Source organism: uncultured Lutibacter sp. (assembly GCF_947493565.1).
GTDB classification, from domain to species: Bacteria; Bacteroidota; Bacteroidia; order Flavobacteriales; family Flavobacteriaceae; genus Lutibacter; species Lutibacter aestuarii.
On record NZ_CANLRG010000006.1, the window covers coordinates 130,487 to 151,481 of the forward strand.

A 20,995-nucleotide genomic window follows, 5' to 3' on the forward strand; every position below is an offset into this window, starting at 1 on the left:
AAATTATAAACGATGAGTCAAAAAATTAGAATAAAATTAAAATCGTACGATTACAATTTAGTAGATAAATCTGCTGAGAAAATCGTAAAAACGGTAAAAAATACTGGTGCAGTTGTAAACGGACCAATACCATTACCAACTCATAAAAAGATTTTTACAGTATTACGTTCACCACACGTAAACAAAAAATCTAGAGAGCAATTCCAATTAAGTTCTTATAAAAGATTATTAGACATTTATAGTTCATCATCAAAAACTATTGATGCTTTAATGAAATTAGAACTTCCAAGTGGAGTTGAGGTAGAAATTAAAGTTTAAGTACTTTAATATCGAGATAACAATCTCGATGACATGTCCGGAGCGATTGACGAAGGAAAAACGGAAAAATACATTCAGGGTTGAAGTATTTTGACCCTGTTTTTTTGAAATAAAAATAAATAATAATTAAATTAAATTAAAATGTCTGGGTTAATAGGAAGAAAAATCGGAATGACCAGCTTATTTGACGAGAATGGGAAGAATATTCCTTGTACTGTTATTGAAGCAGGTCCATGCGTAGTTACCCAAGTCAGAACTGAAGAAGTTGATGGGTACAAAGCCCTTCAATTAGGTTTCGATGACAAAAAGGCAAAAAGCTCTAATAAAGCTTTAGATGGTCACTTTAAAAAAGCTGGAACCACTGCCAAAAAACAAGTTATCGAATTTCAAGGTTTTGAGGAGGAGCACAATTTAGGTGATCAAATAACAGTTGAACTTTTTTCAGAAGGTGAGTTTGTGGATGTTTCAGGAACTTCTAAAGGAAAAGGTTTTCAAGGGGTAGTAAAACGTCACGGTTTTGGTGGTGTTGGTCAAGCTACTCACGGTCAGCATAACCGTTTAAGAGCTCCAGGTTCTATCGGTGCTGCATCTTATCCTGCAAGAGTATTCAAAGGAATGCGTATGGCAGGAAGAATGGGAGGAGATAAAGTAACAGTTCAAAATTTAAGAGTTTTAAAAGTAGTTCCAGAAAAGAACTTACTAGTGGTTAAAGGAGCAGTTCCTGGTCATAAAAACGCTTATGTAATTATTCAGAAATAATGAAAGTATCAGTTTTAGACATACAAGGAAAAGATACAGGAAGAAAAGTTGAACTTTCTGATGCTGTATATGGAATTGAGCCAAATAAACATGCAGTATACTTAGATGTAAAGCAATTTTTGGCTAACAAAAGACAAGGAACTCACAAATCTAAAGAGAGAGCTGAAATTGCTGGTAGTACTCGCAAAATTAAAAAGCAAAAAGGTACAGGTACAGCTCGTGCAGGTAGTATTAAATCTCCTGTGTTTAGAGGTGGAGGAAGAATATTTGGTCCAAGACCAAAAGATTATTCATTTAAATTGAATAAAAACTTAAAAAGATTAGCTCGTAAATCAGCATTAAGCATTCAAGCAAAAGAGAACAATATTATCGTTGTTGAAGATTTTAATTTTGACTCTCCAAAAACGAAAAACTTTACTGCTGTATTAACTGCTTTAGGAATCGAAAACAAAAAATCTTTATTTGTGTTGGCTGAACAAAATAATAATGTATATTTGTCATCGCGCAATTTAAAACGTTCAAAAACGATAACTAATTCAGGTTTAAGTACTTACGAATTGTTAAATGCAAATAAAGTAGTTCTTTCTGAAGCTTCTTTAGAAGGAATTGAATCTAATTTAAGTAAATAGGTAAGTAGATATGAAGATTTTAATTAAACCTATTATAACGGAAAAAGCAACAAACGATAGCGAATTATTTAATCGTTATGCTTTTGTTGTAAATAAAAAAGCTAACAAACTTGAAATTAAAAATGCTGTAGAACAAGCTTACGGTGTTGCAATTGAGAGTGTAAGAACTATGAATTATCCAGTTCAGCGTAAAACTAAATACACTAAAAGTGGTATGGTTGAAGCAAAATCTGGAGCTTATAAAAAAGCAATTGTGCAGTTAGCCGAAGGAGAAAGTATTGATTTTTACAGCAATATCTAAGAAAAGATAAAAATGTCAGTTAGAAAATTAAAACCAATAACACCAGGTCAGCGTTTTAGAGTAGTAAATGGGTTCGACACCATAACTACTGATAAGCCGGAGAAAAGTTTATTAGCTCCGAAAAAAAGATCTGGAGGTCGAAACAGTAAAGGGAAAATGACCATGCGCTATATAGGTGGTGGTCATAAAAAACAATATCGTATTATTGATTTCAAAAGAAATAAAAGCGGTGTCCCAGCAACTATTAAATCGATTGAGTATGATCCAAACCGTACCGCGTTTATTGCGCTAGTAGCATATGCAGATGGTGAAAAAAGATACATAATCGCTCAAAGTGGTTTAAAAGTTGGTCAAACAGTAATTTCTGGTGAAGGAGCTACTCCTGATGTTGGAAATACTATGTTGTTAAGTGATATTCCATTAGGAACTACAATTTCTTGTATTGAGTTACATCCAGGTCAAGGGGCTGTTATGGCTCGTAGTGCTGGATCATTTGCTCAATTAATGGCAAGAGATGGGAAATATGCAACAGTTAAATTGCCTTCAGGTGAAACAAGAATGATTTTGTTAACATGTATGGCAACAATTGGTGTAGTGTCTAATTCAGATCATCAATTATTAGTTTCTGGTAAAGCTGGTAGAACTCGTTGGTTAGGTAGAAGACCAAGAACTAGACCAGTAGTAATGAACCCTGTAGATCATCCAATGGGTGGTGGAGAAGGACGTTCATCTGGAGGTCATCCAAGATCTAGAAACGGTATACCTGCAAAAGGTTACAAAACAAGATCTAAGACTAAGGCGAGTAATAAGTATATTTTAGAACGTAGAAAAAAATAATTGAGATATGGCACGTTCATTAAAAAAAGGACCTTACGTTTTTCATAAGCTTGAGAAAAAAGTAAATGAAAATTTAGAATCAGGAAAAAAATCAGTAATCAAAACATGGTCTAGAGCCTCTATGATTACTCCAGATTTTGTTGGTCAAACTATAGCTGTTCATAACGGACGCCAGTTTGTACCAGTTTATGTAACTGAAAATATGGTAGGTCATAAATTAGGAGAATTTTCACCAACACGTTCATATAGAGGACATGCAGGTGCAAAAAATAAAGGAAAAAAATAAGTAGGTAATCATGGGAGTTCGTAAAAAATTAAGAGCACAGCAGATAAAAGAGGAGAAGAAGCAGATGGCTTTCGCAAAGCTTACTGGTTGTCCTACATCACCAAGAAAAATGCGTTTGGTTGCGGATTTAGTTAGAGGAGTTGAAGTTGAAAAAGCACTTCAAATCTTAAAATTCAATTCAAAAGAAGCTTCAATCAATCTTGAAAAATTATTGTTAAGTGCCATTGCAAACTGGCAAGCAAAAAATGAAGATGCAAGTATTGAAGATGCAGGTCTTTTCGTAAAGGAAATATTTGTAGATAGCGCAGGAATGTTAAAAAGATTAAGACCAGCACCACAAGGTCGTGCACACAGAATTAGAAAAAGATCTAATCATGTGACTTTAATCTTAGGAAGTAAAAATGTTAGCAATTAATCATAAGTAGAAATGGGACAAAAAACAAATCCAATAGGAAATCGTTTAGGAATTATCAGAGGATGGGATTCTAACTGGTATGGAGGAAGAAACTACGGTGATAAATTAGCTGAAGATGATAAGATAAGAAGGTATGTACATGCCCGCTTATCTAAAGCAAGTGTTTCAACTGTAATTATTGAGCGTACACTTAAACTTGTAACCGTTACTATCACTACTGCTAGACCAGGTATTATTATTGGTAAAGGAGGTCAAGAGGTAGACAAGTTAAAAGAAGAGCTTAAAAAAATTACAGGTAAAGAAGTTCAAATTAATATTTTTGAAATTAAACGTCCAGAATTAGATGCACGTTTAGTAGCTGCTAGTATTGCTCGTCAAATTGAGAATAGAATCTCTTACCGTAGAGCAATTAAAATGGCAATTGCTGCTACTATGCGTATGAATGCTGAAGGAATCAAAGTTCAGATTTCAGGTCGTTTAAATGGTGCTGAAATGGCACGTTCAGAGCATTATAAAGAAGGAAGAATTCCTCTTTCTACCTTTAGAGCTGATATTGATTATGCACTTGTTGAAGCTCATACTACCTACGGCCGATTAGGTGTTAAAGTATGGATTATGAAAGGCGAGGTTTATGGTAAAAGAGAATTATCACCGCTAGTTGGTCTTTCTAAAAAACAAGGAAAGAGCGATAGAGGTAACTCTAAAAGATCACAAGCTCGTAAAAGAAAATAAATTTTTAAAATTTAGAAGGTAAAAATGTTACAGCCAAAGAGAGTAAAATATCGTAAAGTACAGAAGGCTAAGGGAAATATGTCAGGTAATTCCCAAAGAGGACATCAACTTTCAAATGGAATGTTTGGTATCAAAGCTTTGGAACAAAATTTACTTACATCTCGTCAAATAGAAGCAGCTCGTATTGCAGCTACTCGTTATATGAAAAGAGAAGGTCAATTATGGATTAAAATATTTCCAGATAAGCCAATTACTAAAAAACCATTAGAAGTACGTATGGGTAAGGGTAAAGGTGCTCCAGAATATTTTGTAGCCGTAGTTAAACCTGGTAGAATTATGTTTGAAGTAGGTGGTGTGCCTATTGATGTTGCAAAAGAAGCTTTACGTTTAGCAGCACAAAAACTTCCTGTGAAAACTAAGTTTGTTGTAGCTAGAGATTTTGATAACGCTTAATAACCGATTAAGAAAATGAAACAATCTGAAATTATAGAATTATCAACTGAAGAGTTACAAGAGAAACTTGGAAGTTTAAAGAAGAGCTATACAGATCTAAAAATGGCTCATGCAATTTCGCCATTGGAAACTCCAATGCAATTGAGAGCGCTTAGAAGAACTGTGGCACGTGTGGCTACTGAATTAACTAAAAGAGAATTACAATAATTGTATTCAAAAGATGGAAAAAAGAAATCTTAGAAAAGAGAGAATAGGTGTAGTTTCAAGTAACAAAATGGAGAAATCTATTGTTGTTTCTGAAGTTAAAAAAATGAAACACCCTATGTACGGTAAATTCGTGTTAAGCACAAAGAAATATGTTGCTCACGATGAGAAAAATGATTGCAATATTGGAGATACTGTTAGAATAATGGAGACACGTCCAATGAGTAAATCAAAACGTTGGAGGTTAGTAGAAATCCTAGAAAGAGCAAAATAATATGTTACAAACAGAATCAAGATTACGAGTAGCAGATAATACTGGAGCTAAAGAAGTTTTAGTAATCCGCGTTTTAGGAGGAACCAAAAAACGTTATGCGTCAATTGGAGATAAAATTGTAGTAACTATTAAAGATGCTACACCAAACGGATCAGTAAAGAAAGGACAAGTTTCTAGAGCTGTTGTAGTTAGAACGAAGAAAGAAATTAGAAGAAAAGACGGGTCTTACATTCGTTTTGATGACAATGCTTGTGTATTGTTAGATGCTTCTGAGCAAATGAAAGGAACACGTGTATTTGGGCCTGTTGCAAGAGAGCTTCGTGAAAAACAATTTATGAAAATTGTATCATTAGCACCTGAAGTGCTTTAATAAACTTATAAGATTATGAAGTTAAAGATAAAATCAGGAGATACTGTTAGAGTAATGGCAGGTGACCATAAAGGGGAAGAAGGGAAAGTTGTTGAAGTTTTTCAATCTAAAAACCGTGCAATTGTAGAAGGTGTCAATATGATATCAAAACATACAAAACCTAGTGCACAAAACCCACAAGGAGGAATTGTGAAGAAAGAAGCTTCAATTCATATATCTAATTTAATGTTACTAGAAGGTGGAGAAGTAACAAAAGTTGGTTATAGAATGGAAGGTGATAAAAAAGTTAGGTTTTCTAAAAAAACTGATAAAGCAATTTAGTTATGGCTTATATACCAAGACTTAAAGAAGAGTATACTAATAGAGTAATTAAAGCTCTTACTGAAGAATACAGTTACAAAAATGTAATGCAAGTTCCTAAATTACAAAAAATTGTAATTAGTAAAGGAGTTGGAGCAGCTGTAGCTGATAAAAAATTAATTGATTATGCCGTTGAAGAGTTGACTAAAATTTCTGGTCAAAAAGCTGTATCAACTATATCTAAAAAAGACGTTGCAACCTTTAAATTACGTAAAGGAATGCCAATTGGTGCTAAAGTAACTTTAAGAGGTGAAAAAATGTACGAATTTTTAGATAGATTGGTAACTGCATCTTTACCACGTGTAAGAGATTTTAACGGAATCAAGGCAAATGGTTTTGATGGTAGAGGAAACTATAATTTAGGTATTACTGAGCAAATCATTTTCCCTGAAATTGATATCGACAAAGTAAACAAAATTAGTGGTATGGATATTACTTTTGTAACTTCTGCTCCTACTGATAAAGAAGCAAAATCATTATTAACGGAATTAGGTTTACCATTTAAAAAGAATTAAGGAATGGCTAAAGAATCAATGAAAGCCCGTGAGGTTAAAAGACAAAAATTAGTAGATAAGTATGCTGAAAAGCGCAAAGCTTTAAAAGAAGCTGGAGATTACGAGGCATTACAAAAGCTACCAAAAAATGCATCACCAGTACGTTTACACAACCGTTGTAAATTAACTGGAAGACCAAAAGGGTATATGAGACAATTTGGTATTTCACGTGTTACTTTCCGAGAAATGGCAAACCAAGGATTAATACCAGGAGTTAAAAAAGCTAGTTGGTAGAATTATAAATTGGTTTTAGGTTCAATACTTATTGAAAACCAAAACCGTAAATTATTAAAAAATGATTACAGATCCAATCGCAGATTATCTAACAAGAGTTAGAAATGCTATTATGGCAAATCACAGAGTTGTTGAAATTCCAGCATCTAACATTAAAAAAGAAATAACTAAGATTTTATTTGATCAAGGTTATATTTTAAGTTACAAGTTTGAAGACAACACTGTTCAAGGAACAATTAAGATTGCTTTAAAGTATGATAAAGTTTCAAAATCTTCAGTTATTAAGAAACTACAACGTGTAAGTACACCTGGTTTACGTAAATACGTAGGTGCAGATGAAATGCCTCGCGTATTAAATGGATTAGGTATTGCTATAATATCTACATCTAAAGGAGTTATGACAAACAAACAAGCTCGTGCTGAACACGTGGGTGGTGAAGTTTTATGTTACGTATATTAATAAAGAACTAAAGAAAGATGTCAAGAATAGGAAATAACCCAATAACTTTACCAGAAGGTGTTACATTTGAAGTAAAAGATAATGTAGTGACCATTAAAGGTAAATTGGGAGAGTTAACTCAAGAAATTACAGACGATATTACAGTTAAAACTGAAGACGGAACATTAGTTGTTGAACGCCCATCAGATAGTAAAAATCATAAGGCTAAACATGGTTTATACAGATCTTTACTAAGCAATATGATTATAGGTGTTTCTAAAGGATGGACTAAAGAGTTGGAACTTGTTGGTGTTGGATATAGAGCAAGTAACCAAGGTCAAGTATTAGATTTAGCCTTAGGTTTTTCACATAATATAGTTATAGATATAGCTCCAGAAGTTAAAGTTGAAACTGTATCAGAAAAAGGAAAAAATCCGTTAGTTAAACTAACTTCATTCGATAAGCAATTAGTTGGAGCGGTTGCGGCTAAGATTAGATCTTTCCGTAAACCAGAACCATACAAAGGAAAAGGAGTTAAGTTTGTAGGAGAAATATTAAGAAGAAAAGCAGGTAAATCTGCATAATAATTAAGATATTATGGCATTATCAAAGCTTGAAAGAAGAATTAGAATTAAGCATAGAATTAGAAAAATTGTATTTGGTACAACTACTAAACCTAGATTATCTGTGTTTAGAAGCAACAAAGAAATTTATGCTCAATTAGTAGATGATACAAAAGGTACTACAATTGTATCAGTATCATCAAGAGATAAAGATATCGAATCAACAGGTTCAAAATCAGATATTGCAAAAGCTGTAGGTAAATCTATTGCAGAAAAAGCAATTAAAAATGGTGTAGAGTCAGTTTCATTTGATAGAAATGGATTTTTGTATCACGGTAGAGTAAAAGCTCTAGCAGACGCTGCAAGAGAAGCAGGTTTAAAATTTTAGTAAATTATGTATCAAAAATACAAAAACGTAGAAAGAGTAAAACCTAGTGGGTTAGAACTACAAGATCATTTAGTTGGTGTACAAAGAGTTACTAAAGTAACTAAAGGAGGTAGAGCCTTTGGTTTTTCAGCTATTGTTGTAGTTGGAGATGGTAATGGAGTTGTTGGCCATGGATTAGGTAAATCTAAAGATGTCGCTTCAGCAATTGCAAAAGCAATTGAAGATGCAAAGAAAAATTTAGTTAGAATTCCAATTATTAACCAAACACTACCTCATGAACAAAAAGGTAAGTTTGGAGGAGCTAGAGTATATTTAAAACCAGCTTCACACGGTACAGGAGTTATAGCTGGTGGTGCGGTACGTGCGGTACTTGAGTCTGTGGGAGTACACGATGTACTTTCAAAGTCACAAGGTTCATCAAATCCACATAATGTTGTAAAAGCAACTTTTGATGCTTTATTGCAATTACGTAGTGCTAGTATGATTGCTCAAGAAAGAGGAATTTCTTTAGAAAAAGTATTTAAAGGATAAAAACAAGGAGTACGATGGCAAAAATAAAAGTAACACAAGTTAAAAGTAAAATTAGACGTCCTCAAAATCAAAAAAGAACTTTGGAGGCACTAGGTTTACGTAAGATGGGACAAGTAGTTGAGCATGAGGCGACTCCAACTATCCTTGGAATGGTAAATAAAGTTAAACACTTAGTTTCTTTTGAAGAAATTAAATAACATTTTATAAAGTAATGACATTAAATAACTTACAACCTGCAGAAGGATCAGTTAAAAATCAAGGCAAACGTGTTGGTAGAGGACAAGGTTCTGGTAAAGGAGGAACCGCTACAAGAGGTCATAAAGGAGCAAAATCTCGTTCTGGATACTCTAAAAAAGTAGGATTCGAAGGAGGCCAAATGCCTTTACAAAGACGTGTTCCTAAATTTGGTTTTACAAATATTAACCGTAAGGAATATGTAGGTGTAAATTTACATAAACTTCAAGAGTTAGTTGATAACAAAAAAATTGAAGATACTGTAACATTAGATGTTTTAGTAGAAAACCGTTTAGCACGTAGAAGTGACCTAGTGAAAATATTAGGTAATGGAGAGCTAAAAGCTAAATTGAATGTAACTGTTCATAAATTTACAGCTACAGCAAAAGCTGCAATTGAAAAAGCTGGTGGAACAGCTGAAACGTTATAATATAATTATAGATGAAAAAATTTATTCAAACCCTTAAAGACATTTGGACAATAGAAGAACTTAGAAATAAGATTTTATTGACACTTGGATTTATGACAATTTATCGTTTTGCTGCACAAGTACCATTACCTGGTATTGATATTACTGTTGCTCAAGCTGCATTACAAAATCAAACAAGTGGTGGTGGAATTTTAGGATTGTTAGATATGTTTACAGGAGGAGCTTTTGCTCAAGCATCTGTAGTAGCTTTAGGTATTATGCCTTACATATCTGCTTCTATTGTTGTTCAGCTAATGGGAATTGCTGTTCCATATTTGCAAAAATTACAAAAAGATGGTGAAAGTGGAAGGAAAAAAATCAATCAAATTACACGTTGGTTAACTATTGCTATTACGATGGTTCAAGGACCAGCTTATATTACAAATATTTACCAATTAATTCCTTCTTCAGCGTTCTACATTAGTGGAAGTATGTTTTGGATATCATCAATGGTAATTTTAACAGCTGGAACTATATTTGCAATGTGGTTAGGTGAAAAAATTACTGATAAAGGAATTGGAAATGGTATTTCATTGTTAATTATGATTGGTATTATTGCACGTTTCCCAAGTTCTTTTATTCAAGAAGCAGTTTCAAAAATTACAGCTTCTAACGGTGGTTTGATTATGATTTTGATTGAAGTAATAATGTGGTTTTTAGTAATACTTGTTTGTGTGTATTTAGTAACTGCAGTTCGAAGAATTGCTGTACAATATGCAAGAAAAACAGTAGCAGGTAACATAAAAAATGTTGCTTCTGGTGCAAGAGATTACATTCCATTAAAATTAAATTCATCTGGTGTAATGCCAATTATATTTGCACAAGCTATTATGTTTGCGCCAGCATTATTAGCAAGATCAGAAAATGATATGATTAAGTCTATTGGAATTGAATTTTCTAATATGTTTGGTTTATGGTATAATGTTTTATTTGCTTTGTTAATTATAATATTTAGTTATTTTTACACTGCAATTACAATACCAACCAATAAAATGGCTGATGACTTAAAGAGAAGCGGTGGTTTTATCCCTGGAATTAGACCAGGAAAAGATACAGCTGAAATGTTAGATAGAGTTTTATCTTTAATAACATTCCCAGGATCATTATTTTTAGCTGTAGTAGCCATACTACCTGCTATAGTTGTTAAATTTGGTTTAACACACTCTTGGGCTTTATTTTATGGAGGAACATCATTGTTAATTATGGTAGGAGTTGCAATTGATACCATTCAACAGATTAACTCTCATTTATTAAATCGTCACTATGATGGTTTAATGAAAAAAGGAACTAAAAGAAAATCAGTAGCATAATGGCAAAACAACCAGCAATACAACAAGACGGAACTATTACAGAAGCGTTATCTAACGCGATGTTTCGTGTAGAGTTGGAAAATGGACACATTGTAACAGCTCATATTTCAGGTAAAATGCGTATGCATTATATTAAATTATTACCAGGAGATAAAGTGAAGTTAGAAATGAGTCCGTACGATTTAACAAAAGCAAGAATTACTTACAGATATTAAAGGTAAAATCCGATGAAAGTTAGAGCATCAGTAAAAAAGAGAAGTGCCGAGTGCAAAATTGTGCGTAGAAAAGGCAGATTATATGTAATCAATAAAAAGAATCCTAGATTTAAACAAAGACAAGGATAGTTATGGCAAGAATAGCAGGTATTGATATTCCAAAAAACAAAAGAGGTGTTATTGCATTAACATATATTTTTGGAATAGGTAAAAGTAAAGCTAAAGAAATTTTAGCAACAGCAAAAGTTGACGAAAATACAAAAGTTCAAGATTGGACTGATCAAGAAATTCATGATATTCGTGAGGCTGTAGGTGAGTTAACAATTGAAGGTGAATTACGCTCTGAAATCCAATTGAGTATTAAACGTTTAATGGATATTGGTTGTTACAGAGGAATTCGTCATAGAACAGGATTACCTTTACGAGGTCAAAGAACCAAAAATAATTCTAGAACTAGAAAAGGTAAGCGTAAAACTGTAGCTAATAAGAAAAAAGCAACTAAATAATAACTAAATATTATGGCGAAAGCAAGTTCAAAAAAACGTAAAGTTATTGTTGAGGCAGTTGGTGAAGCACACATCACAGCTTCATTCAACAATATTATCATCTCACTTACAAATAAAAGAGGAGATGTTATTTCTTGGTCATCAGCTGGGAAAATGGGATTTAGAGGTTCAAAAAAGAATACACCATATGCTGCTCAATTAGCTGCTGAAGATTGTGCACGTGTTGCTCATGAAGCAGGAATGAGAAAAGTTAAAGTGTATGTGAAAGGACCAGGTAACGGTAGAGAATCTGCAATTAGATCAATTCATAATTTAGGAATTGAAGTTTCAGAAATCATCGATGTTACACCTATGCCACACAATGGTTGTAGACCTCCAAAAAGAAGAAGAGTATAATTAATTAAATTTTAACCGATAGGATTTTAGATTATCGAAGGATTAGCCTTAATTCATAATCCCTATCATTAACTATAAAAAATGGCAAGATATACAGGACCAAAAACTAAAATTGCTCGTAAATTTGGTGAAGCAATTTTTGGAGAAGATAAATCTTTTGAAAAAAGAAACTATCCTCCAGGACAACATGGAAATAATAGACGTAGAGGAAAAAAATCTGAATACGCAATTCAATTAGCAGAAAAGCAAAAAGCTAAATATACTTATGGTATATTAGAAAAACAATTCTCTAACATCTTCAAAAAAGCTTCTGCTTCAACTGGAGTAACAGGTGAAATTTTACTTCAATTATGTGAATCACGTTTAGATAATGTTGTTTATAGATTAGGAATTGCCCCAAGCCGAAGTGCTGCTCGTCAATTAGTATCACACAGACACATCACAGTTAATGGTGATTTAGTTAGCATACCATCATATACTTTAAGACCTGGTGATGTTGTAGCAGTAAGAGAAAAATCTAAATCATTAGTTGCTATTGAAGATTCTTTAGCTAACAGAAGTGATGTTTACGAATGGCTTACTTGGAATTCAGATACTAAACAAGGAAACTTTGTAAGTGTACCTGAAAGAATTCAAATTCCAGAAAACATTAAGGAACAATTAATCGTAGAGTTATACTCTAAATAATTTTAAAGATACCAATTCAATTATGGCAATTTTAAATTTTCAAAAGCCCGATAAAGTAATAATGATCGATTCTACCGATTTTAATGGTAGATTCGAATTCAGACCATTAGAACCAGGTTTTGGTTTAACTATTGGTAATGCTTTAAGAAGAGTGCTTTTATCTTCGTTAGAAGGTTTTGCAATAACATCACTTCGTATTGAAGGTATTGAACATGAATTTTCAACAATTAAAGGTGTTGTTGAAGATGTAACAGAAATTATTTTAAACCTAAAACAAGTTCGTTTTAAAAAGCAAATTGAAGATTCTGACAGAGAAACTGTTAATATTTCAATTTCAAATCAAGAGCAATTAACTGCTGGTGATTTACAAAAATACATTTCTGGTTTTCAAATATTAAATCACGATTTAGTTATATGCAATATGGAGAAGTCTGTGAACTTAGATTTCGAAATAACTATTGAAAAAGGAAGAGGATTTGTACCAGCTGAAGAAAATAAAAAATCGGGAGTAGCTTTAGGTACAATTTTTACAGACTCTATTTTTACACCAATTAAAAATGTAAAATACGCTGTTGAAAATTTCCGTGTTGAGCAAAAAACAGATTATGAAAAATTAGTTTTTGATATTACTACTGATGGATCAATTGCTCCAAAAGATGCCTTAACTGAAGCTGCAAAAATATTAATTCATCACTTTATGTTATTCTCTGATGAGCGTATTACTTTAGAAGCTGATGAAATTGCACAAACTGAAACTTATGATGAAGAATCATTGCATATGCGTCAGTTATTAAAAACAAAATTAGTGGATATGGATTTATCTGTTAGAGCACTAAATTGTTTAAAAGCAGCAGAGGTTGATACTTTAGGTGATTTAGTATCATTTAATAAAAACGATTTAATGAAGTTCCGTAATTTCGGTAAAAAATCTTTAACAGAATTAGACGAATTAGTTCATAATAAAGGTTTAAACTTTGGAATGGATTTGAGTAAATATAAATTAGATAAAGATTAATTTAAAACTTTTGTTTTAAATAAGATAAGATAAGAGATGAGACACGGAAAGAAATTTAATCACTTAGGAAGACAAACAGCGCATAGAAAAGCTATGTTAGCTAATATGGCTTGTTCATTAATTGAGCATAAGCGTATAAATACTACTGTTGCTAAAGCTAAAGCTTTACGTCAATTTGTAGAACCTTTAATTACAAAATCTAAAGGAGACACAACACATAACCGTAGAGTTGTATTTAGTTATTTAAGAAACAAATATGCAGTTACTGAATTGTTTAAAGAAGTTTCTGTAAAAGTAGCTGATAGACCAGGAGGATATGTTCGTATTATTAAATTAGGAAATCGTCAAGGTGATAATGCACCTATGGCAATGGTTGAACTGGTTGATTACAATACAACGTATAACCCTAACAGTAAGAAAAAGAAGAAAACAACACGTAGAGGTAAAGCTAAAAAGGCTGAAGCGGTTGTTGATACGGTTGAATCAACTGAAGATAAAAAAGAAGATAATTAATGTACATTCATTAAAAATATCGAAAAGGATAAACTACAAAATAGTTTATCCTTTTTTTATATGCTTATAGAAACTTAATATTTTACTAATAACTAAATAATAATATTTATTTTTTATATTATTTTTGCAAAAAATCATTTCAAAACAAACTATAAATGAAATACACACAGCGAAAAAAAGCAATCTTACTTTTAGCAGATGGGACTATTTTTGAAGGAAAATCAATAGGTATAGATGGTACTGCATTTGGTGAAATTTGTTACAATACTGGAATGACTGGGTATCAAGAAATATTTACTGACCCTTCTTATTTTGGGCAATTAATGTTAACTACAAATGCTCATATAGGGAATTATGGAGTAAATGAAAATGAAATTGAATCAGATTCCATTAAAATTTCAGGTTTAGTTTGTAAAAATTTTAGTTTTAATTATTCAAGAGACAATGCACAAGATTCTCTAGAAAATTATTTTATCAAACAAAATTTATTGGCTATTTCTGATATTGACACGCGTGCAGTTGTAAGGTATATTAGAGATAAAGGAGCGATGAATGCTGTTATTTCGACAGAAACTGATCTAGGAGTGCTAAAAGAGAAATTAAAGGCTATTCCTGACATGAATGGGCTGGAGTTAGCATCTAAAGTTTCAACCAAAGAACCTTACTTCTTTGGAGATGAAAATGCACCATTAAAGATTTCAGCTTTGGATATTGGAATTAAAAAAAATATTTTAAGAAATCTTGCTAATAGAGGTTGTTATATTAAGGTATTTCCTTATAATTCAACTTTTGAAGAAATGAATGCATTTCAACCTGATGGTTACTTTTTATCTAATGGACCTGGAGATCCAGAACCTTTAGTAGAGGCACAAAACTTAGCAAAAGAAATTATTAAAAATGACCTTCCTTTATTCGGAATTTGTTTAGGTCACCAAGTAATTGCATTGGCAAATGGTATTTCTACCTACAAAATGCATAATGGGCATAGAGGGATTAATCATCCAGTAAAAAATTTAATTACAGGCAAAGGAGAAATAACATCTCAAAACCATGGTTTTGTTGTTAAAAGAGAAGATGTTGAAAATCATAAAGATTTTGAAGTAACACATATCCATTTAAATGATGATACGCTAGCAGGAATGCGTATGAAAGATAAGAACTGTTTTTCAGTACAATACCATCCAGAAGCAAGCCCTGGGCCTCATGATTCATCGTACTTATTTGATCAGTTTATTGAAAATATTCAAAACTCAAAAAAATAAAAATAAAAGCCAATAATTATTTAATTATTGGCTTTTTTAATACGGTAAAAACGAAAACGTTATCGTATAAAAGTATAAATATAAAATACTTTTTAGCCTTAAATTCGTAACTTTGACTAAGAAAAATAACCTAATAAAAAACAATAAAATGAGTATAATTATAAGTGTTCATGCACGTCAAATATTTGATTCAAGAGGAAATCCTACAGTAGAAGTAGATGTAGTTACTGAAAATGGAGTTTTGGGAAGAGCAGCTGTGCCTTCGGGAGCTTCAACAGGAGAACATGAAGCAGTTGAATTAAGAGATGGAGGTAAAGATTATATGGGAAAAGGTGTTCTTAACGCTGTAAAAAATGTAAATCAGGTTATTGCTGAAGAACTTTTAGGAATTTCTGTATTTGAACAAAATTTAATTGACAATACAATGATTCAATTAGATGGTACTCATAATAAATCTAAGCTAGGTGCAAACGCAATTCTAGGAGTTTCATTAGCAGTTGCTAAAGCGGCAGCAAATGAATTAGAAATGCCTTTATATCGTTATGTTGGCGGTGTAAGCGCAAACACATTGCCAGTTCCAATGATGAATATTATTAATGGTGGTTCACATTCTGATGCTCCAATTGCATTCCAAGAATTTATGATTATGCCTGTAAAAGCTAAAGACTTTACAGAAGCAATCAAAATGGGTAGTGAAATTTTCCACAATTTAAAAAAATTAATTCACGATAGAGGTTTAAGTACTGCAGTAGGTGACGAAGGTGGTTTTGCTCCAACTTTTGATGGAACGGAAGATGCCATTGAAACAGTATTAAAAGCAATTGAAAATGCAGGATACAAACCAGGATCTGAAGTTAAATTAGCATTGGATTGTGCTTCTGCCGAATTTTATGTTGATGGTAAGTATGATTACACAAAATTTGAAGGAGATAAAGGTGTAATTAGAACTTCTGAAGAACAAGCAGACTATTTAGCTGAATTAGCTTCTAAGTACCCAATTATTTCTATTGAGGATGGTATGGATGAAAACGATTGGGAAGGATGGAAGTATTTAACTGAGAAAATTGGAGATAAGGTTCAATTAGTTGGTGATGATTTATTTGTTACTAATGTTGAAAGATTGTCTCGTGGAATTAAAAATGGAATTGCAAATTCAATTTTAATTAAAGTAAACCAAATAGGAACTTTAACAGAAACGATAGCCGCTGTAAATATGGCTCATAATGCAGGTTATACCTCTGTAATGTCACATCGTTCTGGAGAAACAGAAGACAACACCATTGCAGATTTAGCAGTAGCATTAAATACTGGCCAAATTAAAACTGGTTCAGCTTCACGTTCCGATAGAATGGCAAAATACAATCAATTATTAAGAATTGAAGAAGAGTTAGGGAGTGTAGCATATTATCCTCAAGAAAATGCTTTTAAGGTTTAGTAATTAAACTACCTAAATAATTAAAAAAAGTCGAGATTTTTCTCGACTTTTTTGCGTTTGTAACAATATATACATAATTAGCAAATGATTACTGTAATTTCTTTCAAAATCGCTTAAAAATCGTTAAATTCGCTACAAGAAAAATAATAGATTAATAACATATAATATACATATATAAGCTATGTCAAAAAAAGCGATTTTAGAAGTAGATGGTAAGAGATATGAGTTTCCAGTTTTAATAGGAACTGAAAATGAAATTGCCATAGACATAAAAGCATTAAGAGGTGTTACCAACGGCATAACCACTTTAGATCCAGGATTTAAAAATACAAGTTCTTGTGAGAGCGCTATTACTTTTTTAGATGGTGAAAAAGGAATTTTGCGTTACAGAGGCTATTCTATTGAAGAATTAGCAGATAAATCTGATTTTTTAGAAGTAGCTTATTTATTAATTTTTGGAGAACTTCCAACAGAGGAGCAAAAACTAAAATTTCATAGAGATATTCAAAAAACATCATTAGTTGATGAAGATATTAAGAAAATTTTAGATGGATTCCCTAAATCAGCACATCCAATGGGGGTACTATCAGCATTAACAAGTGCTTTAACAGCTTTTAACCCAAAAAGTGTTAATGTTGAATCTGAAGAAGATATGTACCGAGCAATATGTAAAATTTTAGGCAAATTTCCTGTTTTAGTGGCCTGGGCATATAGAAAGGAAGAAGGGCTTCCATTAGCTTATGGAGATAATTCATTAGGATACGTTGAAAATTTCATTAAAATGATGTTTGAACTTCCTAATGAAGAATATAAAATGAACCCAGTGGTTGTTGATGCTTTAGATAAGTTGTTAATTTTACATGCAGATCACGAACAAAACTGTTCTACATCTACAGTAAGAGTTGTTGGTTCATCTCATGCAGGTTTATTTGCTTCAATCTCTGCAGGTATTTCTGCATTATGGGGCCCTTTACATGGAGGTGCTAACCAAGCGGTAATTGAAATGTTAGAGGCAATTAAAGAAGATGGAGGTGATTATCAAAAATACATCGCAAAAGCTAAAGATAAAAATGATCCTTTCCGTTTAATGGGATTTGGTCATAGAGTTTATAAAAACTTCGACCCACGTGCAAACATTATCAAAGTTGCTGCCGAAGAAGTTTTAGCAGATTTAGGAATTGATGATCCAGTTTTAGATATCGCACGAGGTTTGGCAAAAGAAGCACTAAGTGATGAGTATTTTAAATCTCGTAACTTATACCCAAATGTAGATTTTTATTCTGGAATTATTTACAGAGCGTTAGGAATACCTGTACCAATGTTTACAGCAATGTTTGCATTAGGAAGGCTACCTGGTTGGATTGCTCAATGGAAAGAAATGAGATTAAGAAAAGAACCAATTAGTAGACCAAGACAATTATATATTGGAGAAACTTTAAGACCTTTCAAATCTTTTGAAGAAAGGTAAAATACGTTAATTATAATATTTTAAAATATTGCCAAAACCTCATATTAATTTATGGGGTTTTATTATTTTTACACAAAAATATTATAAATATGATAAAACTTAATGTTCAAGATGAAACCTCACGTCTTAGAGCTGTAGTTTTAGGAACAGCAAAAAGTAATGGTCCTACACCTAAACTTGAAGAAGCTTACGATCCTAAATCAATAGAACATATAAAGGCTGGTACTTACCCTACAGAACAAGATATGATTTCAGAAATGGAAGCATTTAATAAAGTACTCGAAAAATACAATGTAAAAGTTTACAGACCTAATGTGATTAATAATTACAATCAAATTTTTTCAAGAGATATCGCTTTTGTAATTGATGATAAAATAGTTGTTTCTAACATTTTGCCAGATAGAGAACAAGAAATAGAAGCAATTAAGTATGTTTTAAATCAAATAGATCCAAGCAAAATAATTGAAGCATCTGATGATATTCATTTTGAAGGCGGTGACGTAATGTTATGGAATAACCACATTTTTATAGGCACTTATAAAGGCGCTGATTATAAAAATTATATTACAGCCCGTACAAATATGAAAGGAGTGCAATTTATAAAAGATCACTTTCCAAATAAAATTGTAAAAGAATTTGATTTAGTAAAGTCTAATACCAATGCCAAAGAAAATGCATTGCATTTAGATTGCTGCTTTCAGCCTGTGGGAAAAGATAAGGCTATTATACACAAAGAAGGCTTTAGAAATGAAGAAGATTATAATTATTTAGTGAAACTATTTGGGAAAGAAAACTTATTTCATATTACTAAAGATGAAATGTATCAAATGTTCTCTAATGTTTTTTCAATTTCTGATGAAGTAATTGTAACTGAACAAAACTTTACAAGATTAAACACTTGGTTAGAAAATCAAGGTTTTATAGTTGAAAAAATTCCATATACCGAAATAGCCAAGCAAGAGGGTTTATTAAGATGCTCCACAATGCCTTTAATTAGAGAATAAACCATGAAACAAATTACAAATACCATTTTAATGGTTCGCCCAGTTTCATTCCGTATGAACGAGCAAACAGCAGTTAATAATTATTATCAAAAAGTATTAGAAAGTATCACCCCTGAAACGGTTCAAGCTAAAGCTTTAAAAGAGTTTGATGATTTTGTTGGAAAATTAAGATCCATCGGTGTACAAGTAGTGGTTGTACAAGATGAAAAAGAACCTGATACTCCAGACTCTATTTTTCCAAACAATTGGGTTTCATTTCATGAAAGCGGAGATGTAGCTTTATATCCTATGTTTGCTGAAAATAGAAGGTTAGAAAGGAGAGAAGATATCTTTGTAAAGCTTGAAGAGTTAGGGTTTATTATTGAAAATGTAGTGGATTATACAGCTGCTGAAGAAGAACATCTTTTTTTAGAAGGTACAGGAAGTTTATTATTAGATAGAATAAATGGAAAAGCTTATTGTGCATTGTCGCCACGAGCTGATGAAGATTTATTAATTGAATTTTGTGAGGATTTTGAATTTACACCAGTACTTTTTACTTCTTATCAAACAGTAAATAATAAACGTCTACCAATTTACCATACAAATGTAGTGATGTGTTTGGGAGAAAGCTTTTCGGTAATATGTTTAGATAGTATTGATGATAAGAAAGAACGTAAAAATGTAATTAAGCATTTAAAAGAAGATGGCAAAGATATTATTACTATTTCTGAAGATCAGGTAAATAATTTTGCTGGAAATATGTTGCAAGTTATAGGGAATAACGATGAGCGCTATGTAGTTATGTCAAATTCAGCCTATCAAAGTTTAAACAAACAGCAAATAACTCAACTTGAAAAACATGGTAAATTATTATACAGTTCATTAGATACTATTGAAGCTTGTGGAGGAGGAAGTGCCAGATGTATGATGGCGGAAGTTTTTTTACCTAAACAGAACTAATTCATCAAAAATTATTAATTTTAAGAATGCTTTCAAAAAAAACAAAATATGGATTAAAGGCATTAAGTTACTTGGCAAAGCAAGAGCAAAATGAACCTATTTTAATATCTGATATTTCTACTTCAGAAAATATTTCAAGAAAGTTTTTGGAAAGTATATTATTAACTCTCAAAAAAAACGGAATCTTGGCTTCCAAAAAAGGTAAAGGAGGAGGCTATTATTTATTAAAGAAACCTACCGAGATTAAAATTTCAACGGTTATTAGAGTTTTAGAAGGCCCTATTGCTATGTTACCTTGTGTTAGTTTAAACTACTATGAACGTTGTGATGATTGTACTAGTGAGGAAAAATGTAGTTTAAATAGGTTAATGGCTGATGTAAGAGATAGTACTTTAAAAATTTTAGAAAACAAGACTTTAGCAGACTTTCATTGTGGGTCTTAACACTTTAGTTTATAGCTTTTATAACTACCTAATAGAAAAATAAGGGATGTTTTACTTAGTAAAAACATCCCTTATTTTAAGCTTTAAATAAACAAATTGCAGTCTTCGCAACTCTTAATTTTACCGTAATAAGTTTCTCTATATTTATGTAAAGTTTGTATAGGTAAACCTAATAGGTGTTTTTTAATGTAAGTAACTTTAGTAGTTAGCCTTCCCATTTTTTTAGAATATCTGTTTTCTGTTTTACTCGTTCTTTTAATATATAATAGTTTCATAATTTTTTAAATGTAATTTTTGAATATTTATATTATAATATTCATAGATTGATAAAAATACTCTTGAATAAATAAGATAAGATGTTATGTTTGAAATGTTTTTGGATTTAAGCTAATGAAGATTAACTTAACTAAAAAGTTAGAACAATCCAGGAGGAATAAACTTCTCTGATT

Annotated in this window: 36 protein-coding genes; 35 read left to right on the plus strand and 1 reads right to left on the minus strand. The window is 31.8% G+C overall.

Annotation, left to right across the window (positions count from 1 at the left end; genetic code table 11):
• Window positions 1–12: 12 nt before the first annotated feature.
• The 35 genes from rpsJ (at window position 13) to Q0714_RS09180 (ending at window position 20,546) form a co-directional block, all read left to right on the plus strand.
• On the plus strand, window positions 13–318 hold the full coding sequence (gene rpsJ, locus Q0714_RS09010) for a 30S ribosomal protein S10 (protein ID WP_070237956.1): 306 nt from the start codon (window positions 13–15) through the stop codon (window positions 316–318).
• 141 nt (window positions 319–459) lie between these two features.
• A complete protein-coding gene (rplC, locus tag Q0714_RS09015) occupies window positions 460–1,077 on the plus strand; it encodes a 50S ribosomal protein L3 (protein WP_298264368.1) in 618 nt (205 codons plus the stop codon).
• A complete protein-coding gene (rplD, locus tag Q0714_RS09020) occupies window positions 1,077–1,706 on the plus strand; it encodes a 50S ribosomal protein L4 (RefSeq protein ID WP_298264370.1) in 630 nt (209 codons plus the stop codon). The genes rplC and rplD overlap by 1 nt, the downstream gene beginning before the upstream one ends.
• 10 nt (window positions 1,707–1,716) lie before the next feature.
• On the plus strand, window positions 1,717–2,007 hold the full coding sequence (rplW, locus tag Q0714_RS09025) for a 50S ribosomal protein L23 (protein ID WP_298264371.1): 291 nt from the start codon (window positions 1,717–1,719) through the stop codon (window positions 2,005–2,007).
• Window positions 2,008–2,019: 12 nt separating this feature from the next.
• On the plus strand, window positions 2,020–2,844 hold the full coding sequence (rplB, locus tag Q0714_RS09030; protein ID WP_298264373.1) for a 50S ribosomal protein L2: 825 nt from the start codon (window positions 2,020–2,022) through the stop codon (window positions 2,842–2,844).
• A 7-nt stretch (window positions 2,845–2,851) separates the two neighbouring features.
• Window positions 2,852–3,130 carry a 30S ribosomal protein S19 gene (gene rpsS, locus Q0714_RS09035; protein ID WP_298264374.1) on the plus strand — a complete coding sequence of 93 codons (279 nt, stop codon included), beginning with the start codon at window positions 2,852–2,854 and terminating at the stop codon, window positions 3,128–3,130.
• Window positions 3,131–3,140: 10 nt separating this feature from the next.
• Complete coding sequence (rplV, locus tag Q0714_RS09040) at window positions 3,141–3,545, plus strand: 50S ribosomal protein L22 (protein ID WP_298264376.1); 405 nt, start codon at window positions 3,141–3,143, stop codon at window positions 3,543–3,545.
• A 12-nt stretch (window positions 3,546–3,557) separates the two neighbouring features.
• Window positions 3,558–4,277, plus strand: coding sequence for a 30S ribosomal protein S3 (gene rpsC, locus Q0714_RS09045; protein ID WP_298264378.1), 720 nt, complete (start codon window positions 3,558–3,560; stop codon window positions 4,275–4,277).
• A gap of 24 nt (window positions 4,278–4,301) precedes the next feature.
• Complete coding sequence (gene rplP / locus Q0714_RS09050; RefSeq protein ID WP_298264379.1) at window positions 4,302–4,730, plus strand: 50S ribosomal protein L16; 429 nt, start codon at window positions 4,302–4,304, stop codon at window positions 4,728–4,730.
• Window positions 4,731–4,745: 15 nt separating this feature from the next.
• Complete coding sequence (rpmC, locus tag Q0714_RS09055; RefSeq protein ID WP_298264380.1) at window positions 4,746–4,937, plus strand: 50S ribosomal protein L29; 192 nt, start codon at window positions 4,746–4,748, stop codon at window positions 4,935–4,937.
• A 13-nt stretch (window positions 4,938–4,950) separates the two neighbouring features.
• Window positions 4,951–5,208: a 30S ribosomal protein S17 gene (gene rpsQ / locus Q0714_RS09060; protein ID WP_298264381.1), complete on the plus strand. Its 258-nt coding sequence runs from the start codon at window positions 4,951–4,953 to the stop codon at window positions 5,206–5,208.
• A 1-nt stretch (window position 5,209) separates the two neighbouring features.
• Window positions 5,210–5,578, plus strand: a complete 369-nt coding sequence (gene rplN, locus Q0714_RS09065) for a 50S ribosomal protein L14 (protein WP_298264382.1) — start codon at window positions 5,210–5,212, stop codon at window positions 5,576–5,578.
• Window positions 5,579–5,590: 12 nt separating this feature from the next.
• Window positions 5,591–5,899 carry a 50S ribosomal protein L24 gene (gene rplX / locus Q0714_RS09070; protein ID WP_298264577.1) on the plus strand — a complete coding sequence of 103 codons (309 nt, stop codon included), beginning with the start codon at window positions 5,591–5,593 and terminating at the stop codon, window positions 5,897–5,899.
• Between the two features lie 2 nt (window positions 5,900–5,901).
• Window positions 5,902–6,453: a 50S ribosomal protein L5 gene (gene rplE / locus Q0714_RS09075; protein ID WP_298264384.1), complete on the plus strand. Its 552-nt coding sequence runs from the start codon at window positions 5,902–5,904 to the stop codon at window positions 6,451–6,453.
• Window positions 6,454–6,456: 3 nt separating this feature from the next.
• Complete coding sequence (gene rpsN / locus Q0714_RS09080; protein ID WP_090122290.1) at window positions 6,457–6,726, plus strand: 30S ribosomal protein S14; 270 nt, start codon at window positions 6,457–6,459, stop codon at window positions 6,724–6,726.
• A 61-nt stretch (window positions 6,727–6,787) separates the two neighbouring features.
• Window positions 6,788–7,186, plus strand: coding sequence for a 30S ribosomal protein S8 (rpsH, locus tag Q0714_RS09085; RefSeq protein ID WP_298264386.1), 399 nt, complete (start codon window positions 6,788–6,790; stop codon window positions 7,184–7,186).
• A gap of 17 nt (window positions 7,187–7,203) precedes the next feature.
• Entirely contained in the window at window positions 7,204–7,749 is a 546-nt protein-coding gene (rplF, locus tag Q0714_RS09090) for a 50S ribosomal protein L6 (protein WP_298264388.1), read from the plus strand.
• A 13-nt stretch (window positions 7,750–7,762) separates the two neighbouring features.
• Window positions 7,763–8,116: a 50S ribosomal protein L18 gene (rplR, locus tag Q0714_RS09095; protein WP_298264389.1), complete on the plus strand. Its 354-nt coding sequence runs from the start codon at window positions 7,763–7,765 to the stop codon at window positions 8,114–8,116.
• 6 nt (window positions 8,117–8,122) lie between these two features.
• On the plus strand, window positions 8,123–8,647 hold the full coding sequence (gene rpsE, locus Q0714_RS09100; protein WP_298264391.1) for a 30S ribosomal protein S5: 525 nt from the start codon (window positions 8,123–8,125) through the stop codon (window positions 8,645–8,647).
• A gap of 14 nt (window positions 8,648–8,661) precedes the next feature.
• Window positions 8,662–8,844: a 50S ribosomal protein L30 gene (gene rpmD / locus Q0714_RS09105; RefSeq protein ID WP_298264393.1), complete on the plus strand. Its 183-nt coding sequence runs from the start codon at window positions 8,662–8,664 to the stop codon at window positions 8,842–8,844.
• A 14-nt stretch (window positions 8,845–8,858) separates the two neighbouring features.
• Entirely contained in the window at window positions 8,859–9,311 is a 453-nt protein-coding gene (rplO, locus tag Q0714_RS09110; RefSeq protein ID WP_298264394.1) for a 50S ribosomal protein L15, read from the plus strand.
• Window positions 9,312–9,322: 11 nt separating this feature from the next.
• Window positions 9,323–10,660 carry a preprotein translocase subunit SecY gene (secY, locus tag Q0714_RS09115; protein ID WP_298264396.1) on the plus strand — a complete coding sequence of 446 codons (1,338 nt, stop codon included), beginning with the start codon at window positions 9,323–9,325 and terminating at the stop codon, window positions 10,658–10,660.
• Window positions 10,660–10,875 carry a translation initiation factor IF-1 gene (infA, locus tag Q0714_RS09120; RefSeq protein ID WP_068206835.1) on the plus strand — a complete coding sequence of 72 codons (216 nt, stop codon included), beginning with the start codon at window positions 10,660–10,662 and terminating at the stop codon, window positions 10,873–10,875. The genes secY and infA overlap by 1 nt, the downstream gene beginning before the upstream one ends.
• 12 nt (window positions 10,876–10,887) lie before the next feature.
• Window positions 10,888–11,004: a type B 50S ribosomal protein L36 gene (gene ykgO, locus Q0714_RS09125; protein ID WP_073370549.1), complete on the plus strand. Its 117-nt coding sequence runs from the start codon at window positions 10,888–10,890 to the stop codon at window positions 11,002–11,004.
• 2 nt (window positions 11,005–11,006) lie between these two features.
• Window positions 11,007–11,381: a 30S ribosomal protein S13 gene (gene rpsM / locus Q0714_RS09130; RefSeq protein WP_298264398.1), complete on the plus strand. Its 375-nt coding sequence runs from the start codon at window positions 11,007–11,009 to the stop codon at window positions 11,379–11,381.
• A 12-nt stretch (window positions 11,382–11,393) separates the two neighbouring features.
• Entirely contained in the window at window positions 11,394–11,777 is a 384-nt protein-coding gene (gene rpsK, locus Q0714_RS09135) for a 30S ribosomal protein S11 (RefSeq protein ID WP_298264400.1), read from the plus strand.
• A gap of 81 nt (window positions 11,778–11,858) precedes the next feature.
• The gene (gene rpsD / locus Q0714_RS09140) at window positions 11,859–12,464 is read left to right on the plus strand and encodes a 30S ribosomal protein S4 (RefSeq protein WP_298264402.1); all 606 of its coding nucleotides are present in this window, start codon (window positions 11,859–11,861) and stop codon (window positions 12,462–12,464) included.
• 22 nt (window positions 12,465–12,486) lie between these two features.
• On the plus strand, window positions 12,487–13,479 hold the full coding sequence (locus Q0714_RS09145) for a DNA-directed RNA polymerase subunit alpha (protein ID WP_298264404.1): 993 nt from the start codon (window positions 12,487–12,489) through the stop codon (window positions 13,477–13,479).
• Window positions 13,480–13,515: 36 nt separating this feature from the next.
• Window positions 13,516–13,992, plus strand: a complete 477-nt coding sequence (gene rplQ / locus Q0714_RS09150; protein WP_298264405.1) for a 50S ribosomal protein L17 — start codon at window positions 13,516–13,518, stop codon at window positions 13,990–13,992.
• Between the two features lie 155 nt (window positions 13,993–14,147).
• The gene (carA, locus tag Q0714_RS09155) at window positions 14,148–15,254 is read left to right on the plus strand and encodes a glutamine-hydrolyzing carbamoyl-phosphate synthase small subunit (protein WP_298264407.1); all 1,107 of its coding nucleotides are present in this window, start codon (window positions 14,148–14,150) and stop codon (window positions 15,252–15,254) included.
• A 148-nt stretch (window positions 15,255–15,402) separates the two neighbouring features.
• A complete protein-coding gene (eno, locus tag Q0714_RS09160) occupies window positions 15,403–16,689 on the plus strand; it encodes a phosphopyruvate hydratase (protein WP_298264408.1) in 1,287 nt (428 codons plus the stop codon).
• 181 nt (window positions 16,690–16,870) lie between these two features.
• Window positions 16,871–18,157 carry a citrate synthase gene (locus Q0714_RS09165; protein ID WP_298264410.1) on the plus strand — a complete coding sequence of 429 codons (1,287 nt, stop codon included), beginning with the start codon at window positions 16,871–16,873 and terminating at the stop codon, window positions 18,155–18,157.
• Window positions 18,158–18,246: 89 nt separating this feature from the next.
• Window positions 18,247–19,161, plus strand: a complete 915-nt coding sequence (locus tag Q0714_RS09170; protein ID WP_298264411.1) for a dimethylarginine dimethylaminohydrolase family protein — start codon at window positions 18,247–18,249, stop codon at window positions 19,159–19,161.
• Between the two features lie 3 nt (window positions 19,162–19,164).
• Complete coding sequence (ctlX, locus tag Q0714_RS09175; RefSeq protein WP_298264412.1) at window positions 19,165–20,103, plus strand: citrulline utilization hydrolase CtlX; 939 nt, start codon at window positions 19,165–19,167, stop codon at window positions 20,101–20,103.
• A gap of 26 nt (window positions 20,104–20,129) precedes the next feature.
• On the plus strand, window positions 20,130–20,546 hold the full coding sequence (locus tag Q0714_RS09180) for an Rrf2 family transcriptional regulator (RefSeq protein ID WP_298264413.1): 417 nt from the start codon (window positions 20,130–20,132) through the stop codon (window positions 20,544–20,546).
• 83 nt (window positions 20,547–20,629) lie between these two features.
• Here Q0714_RS09180 and Q0714_RS09185 read toward each other — a convergent pair whose 3' ends face one another.
• Window positions 20,630–20,821, minus strand: coding sequence for a hypothetical protein (locus tag Q0714_RS09185; protein ID WP_298264414.1), 192 nt, complete (start codon window positions 20,819–20,821; stop codon window positions 20,630–20,632).
• Window positions 20,822–20,995: the final 174 nt, after the last annotated feature.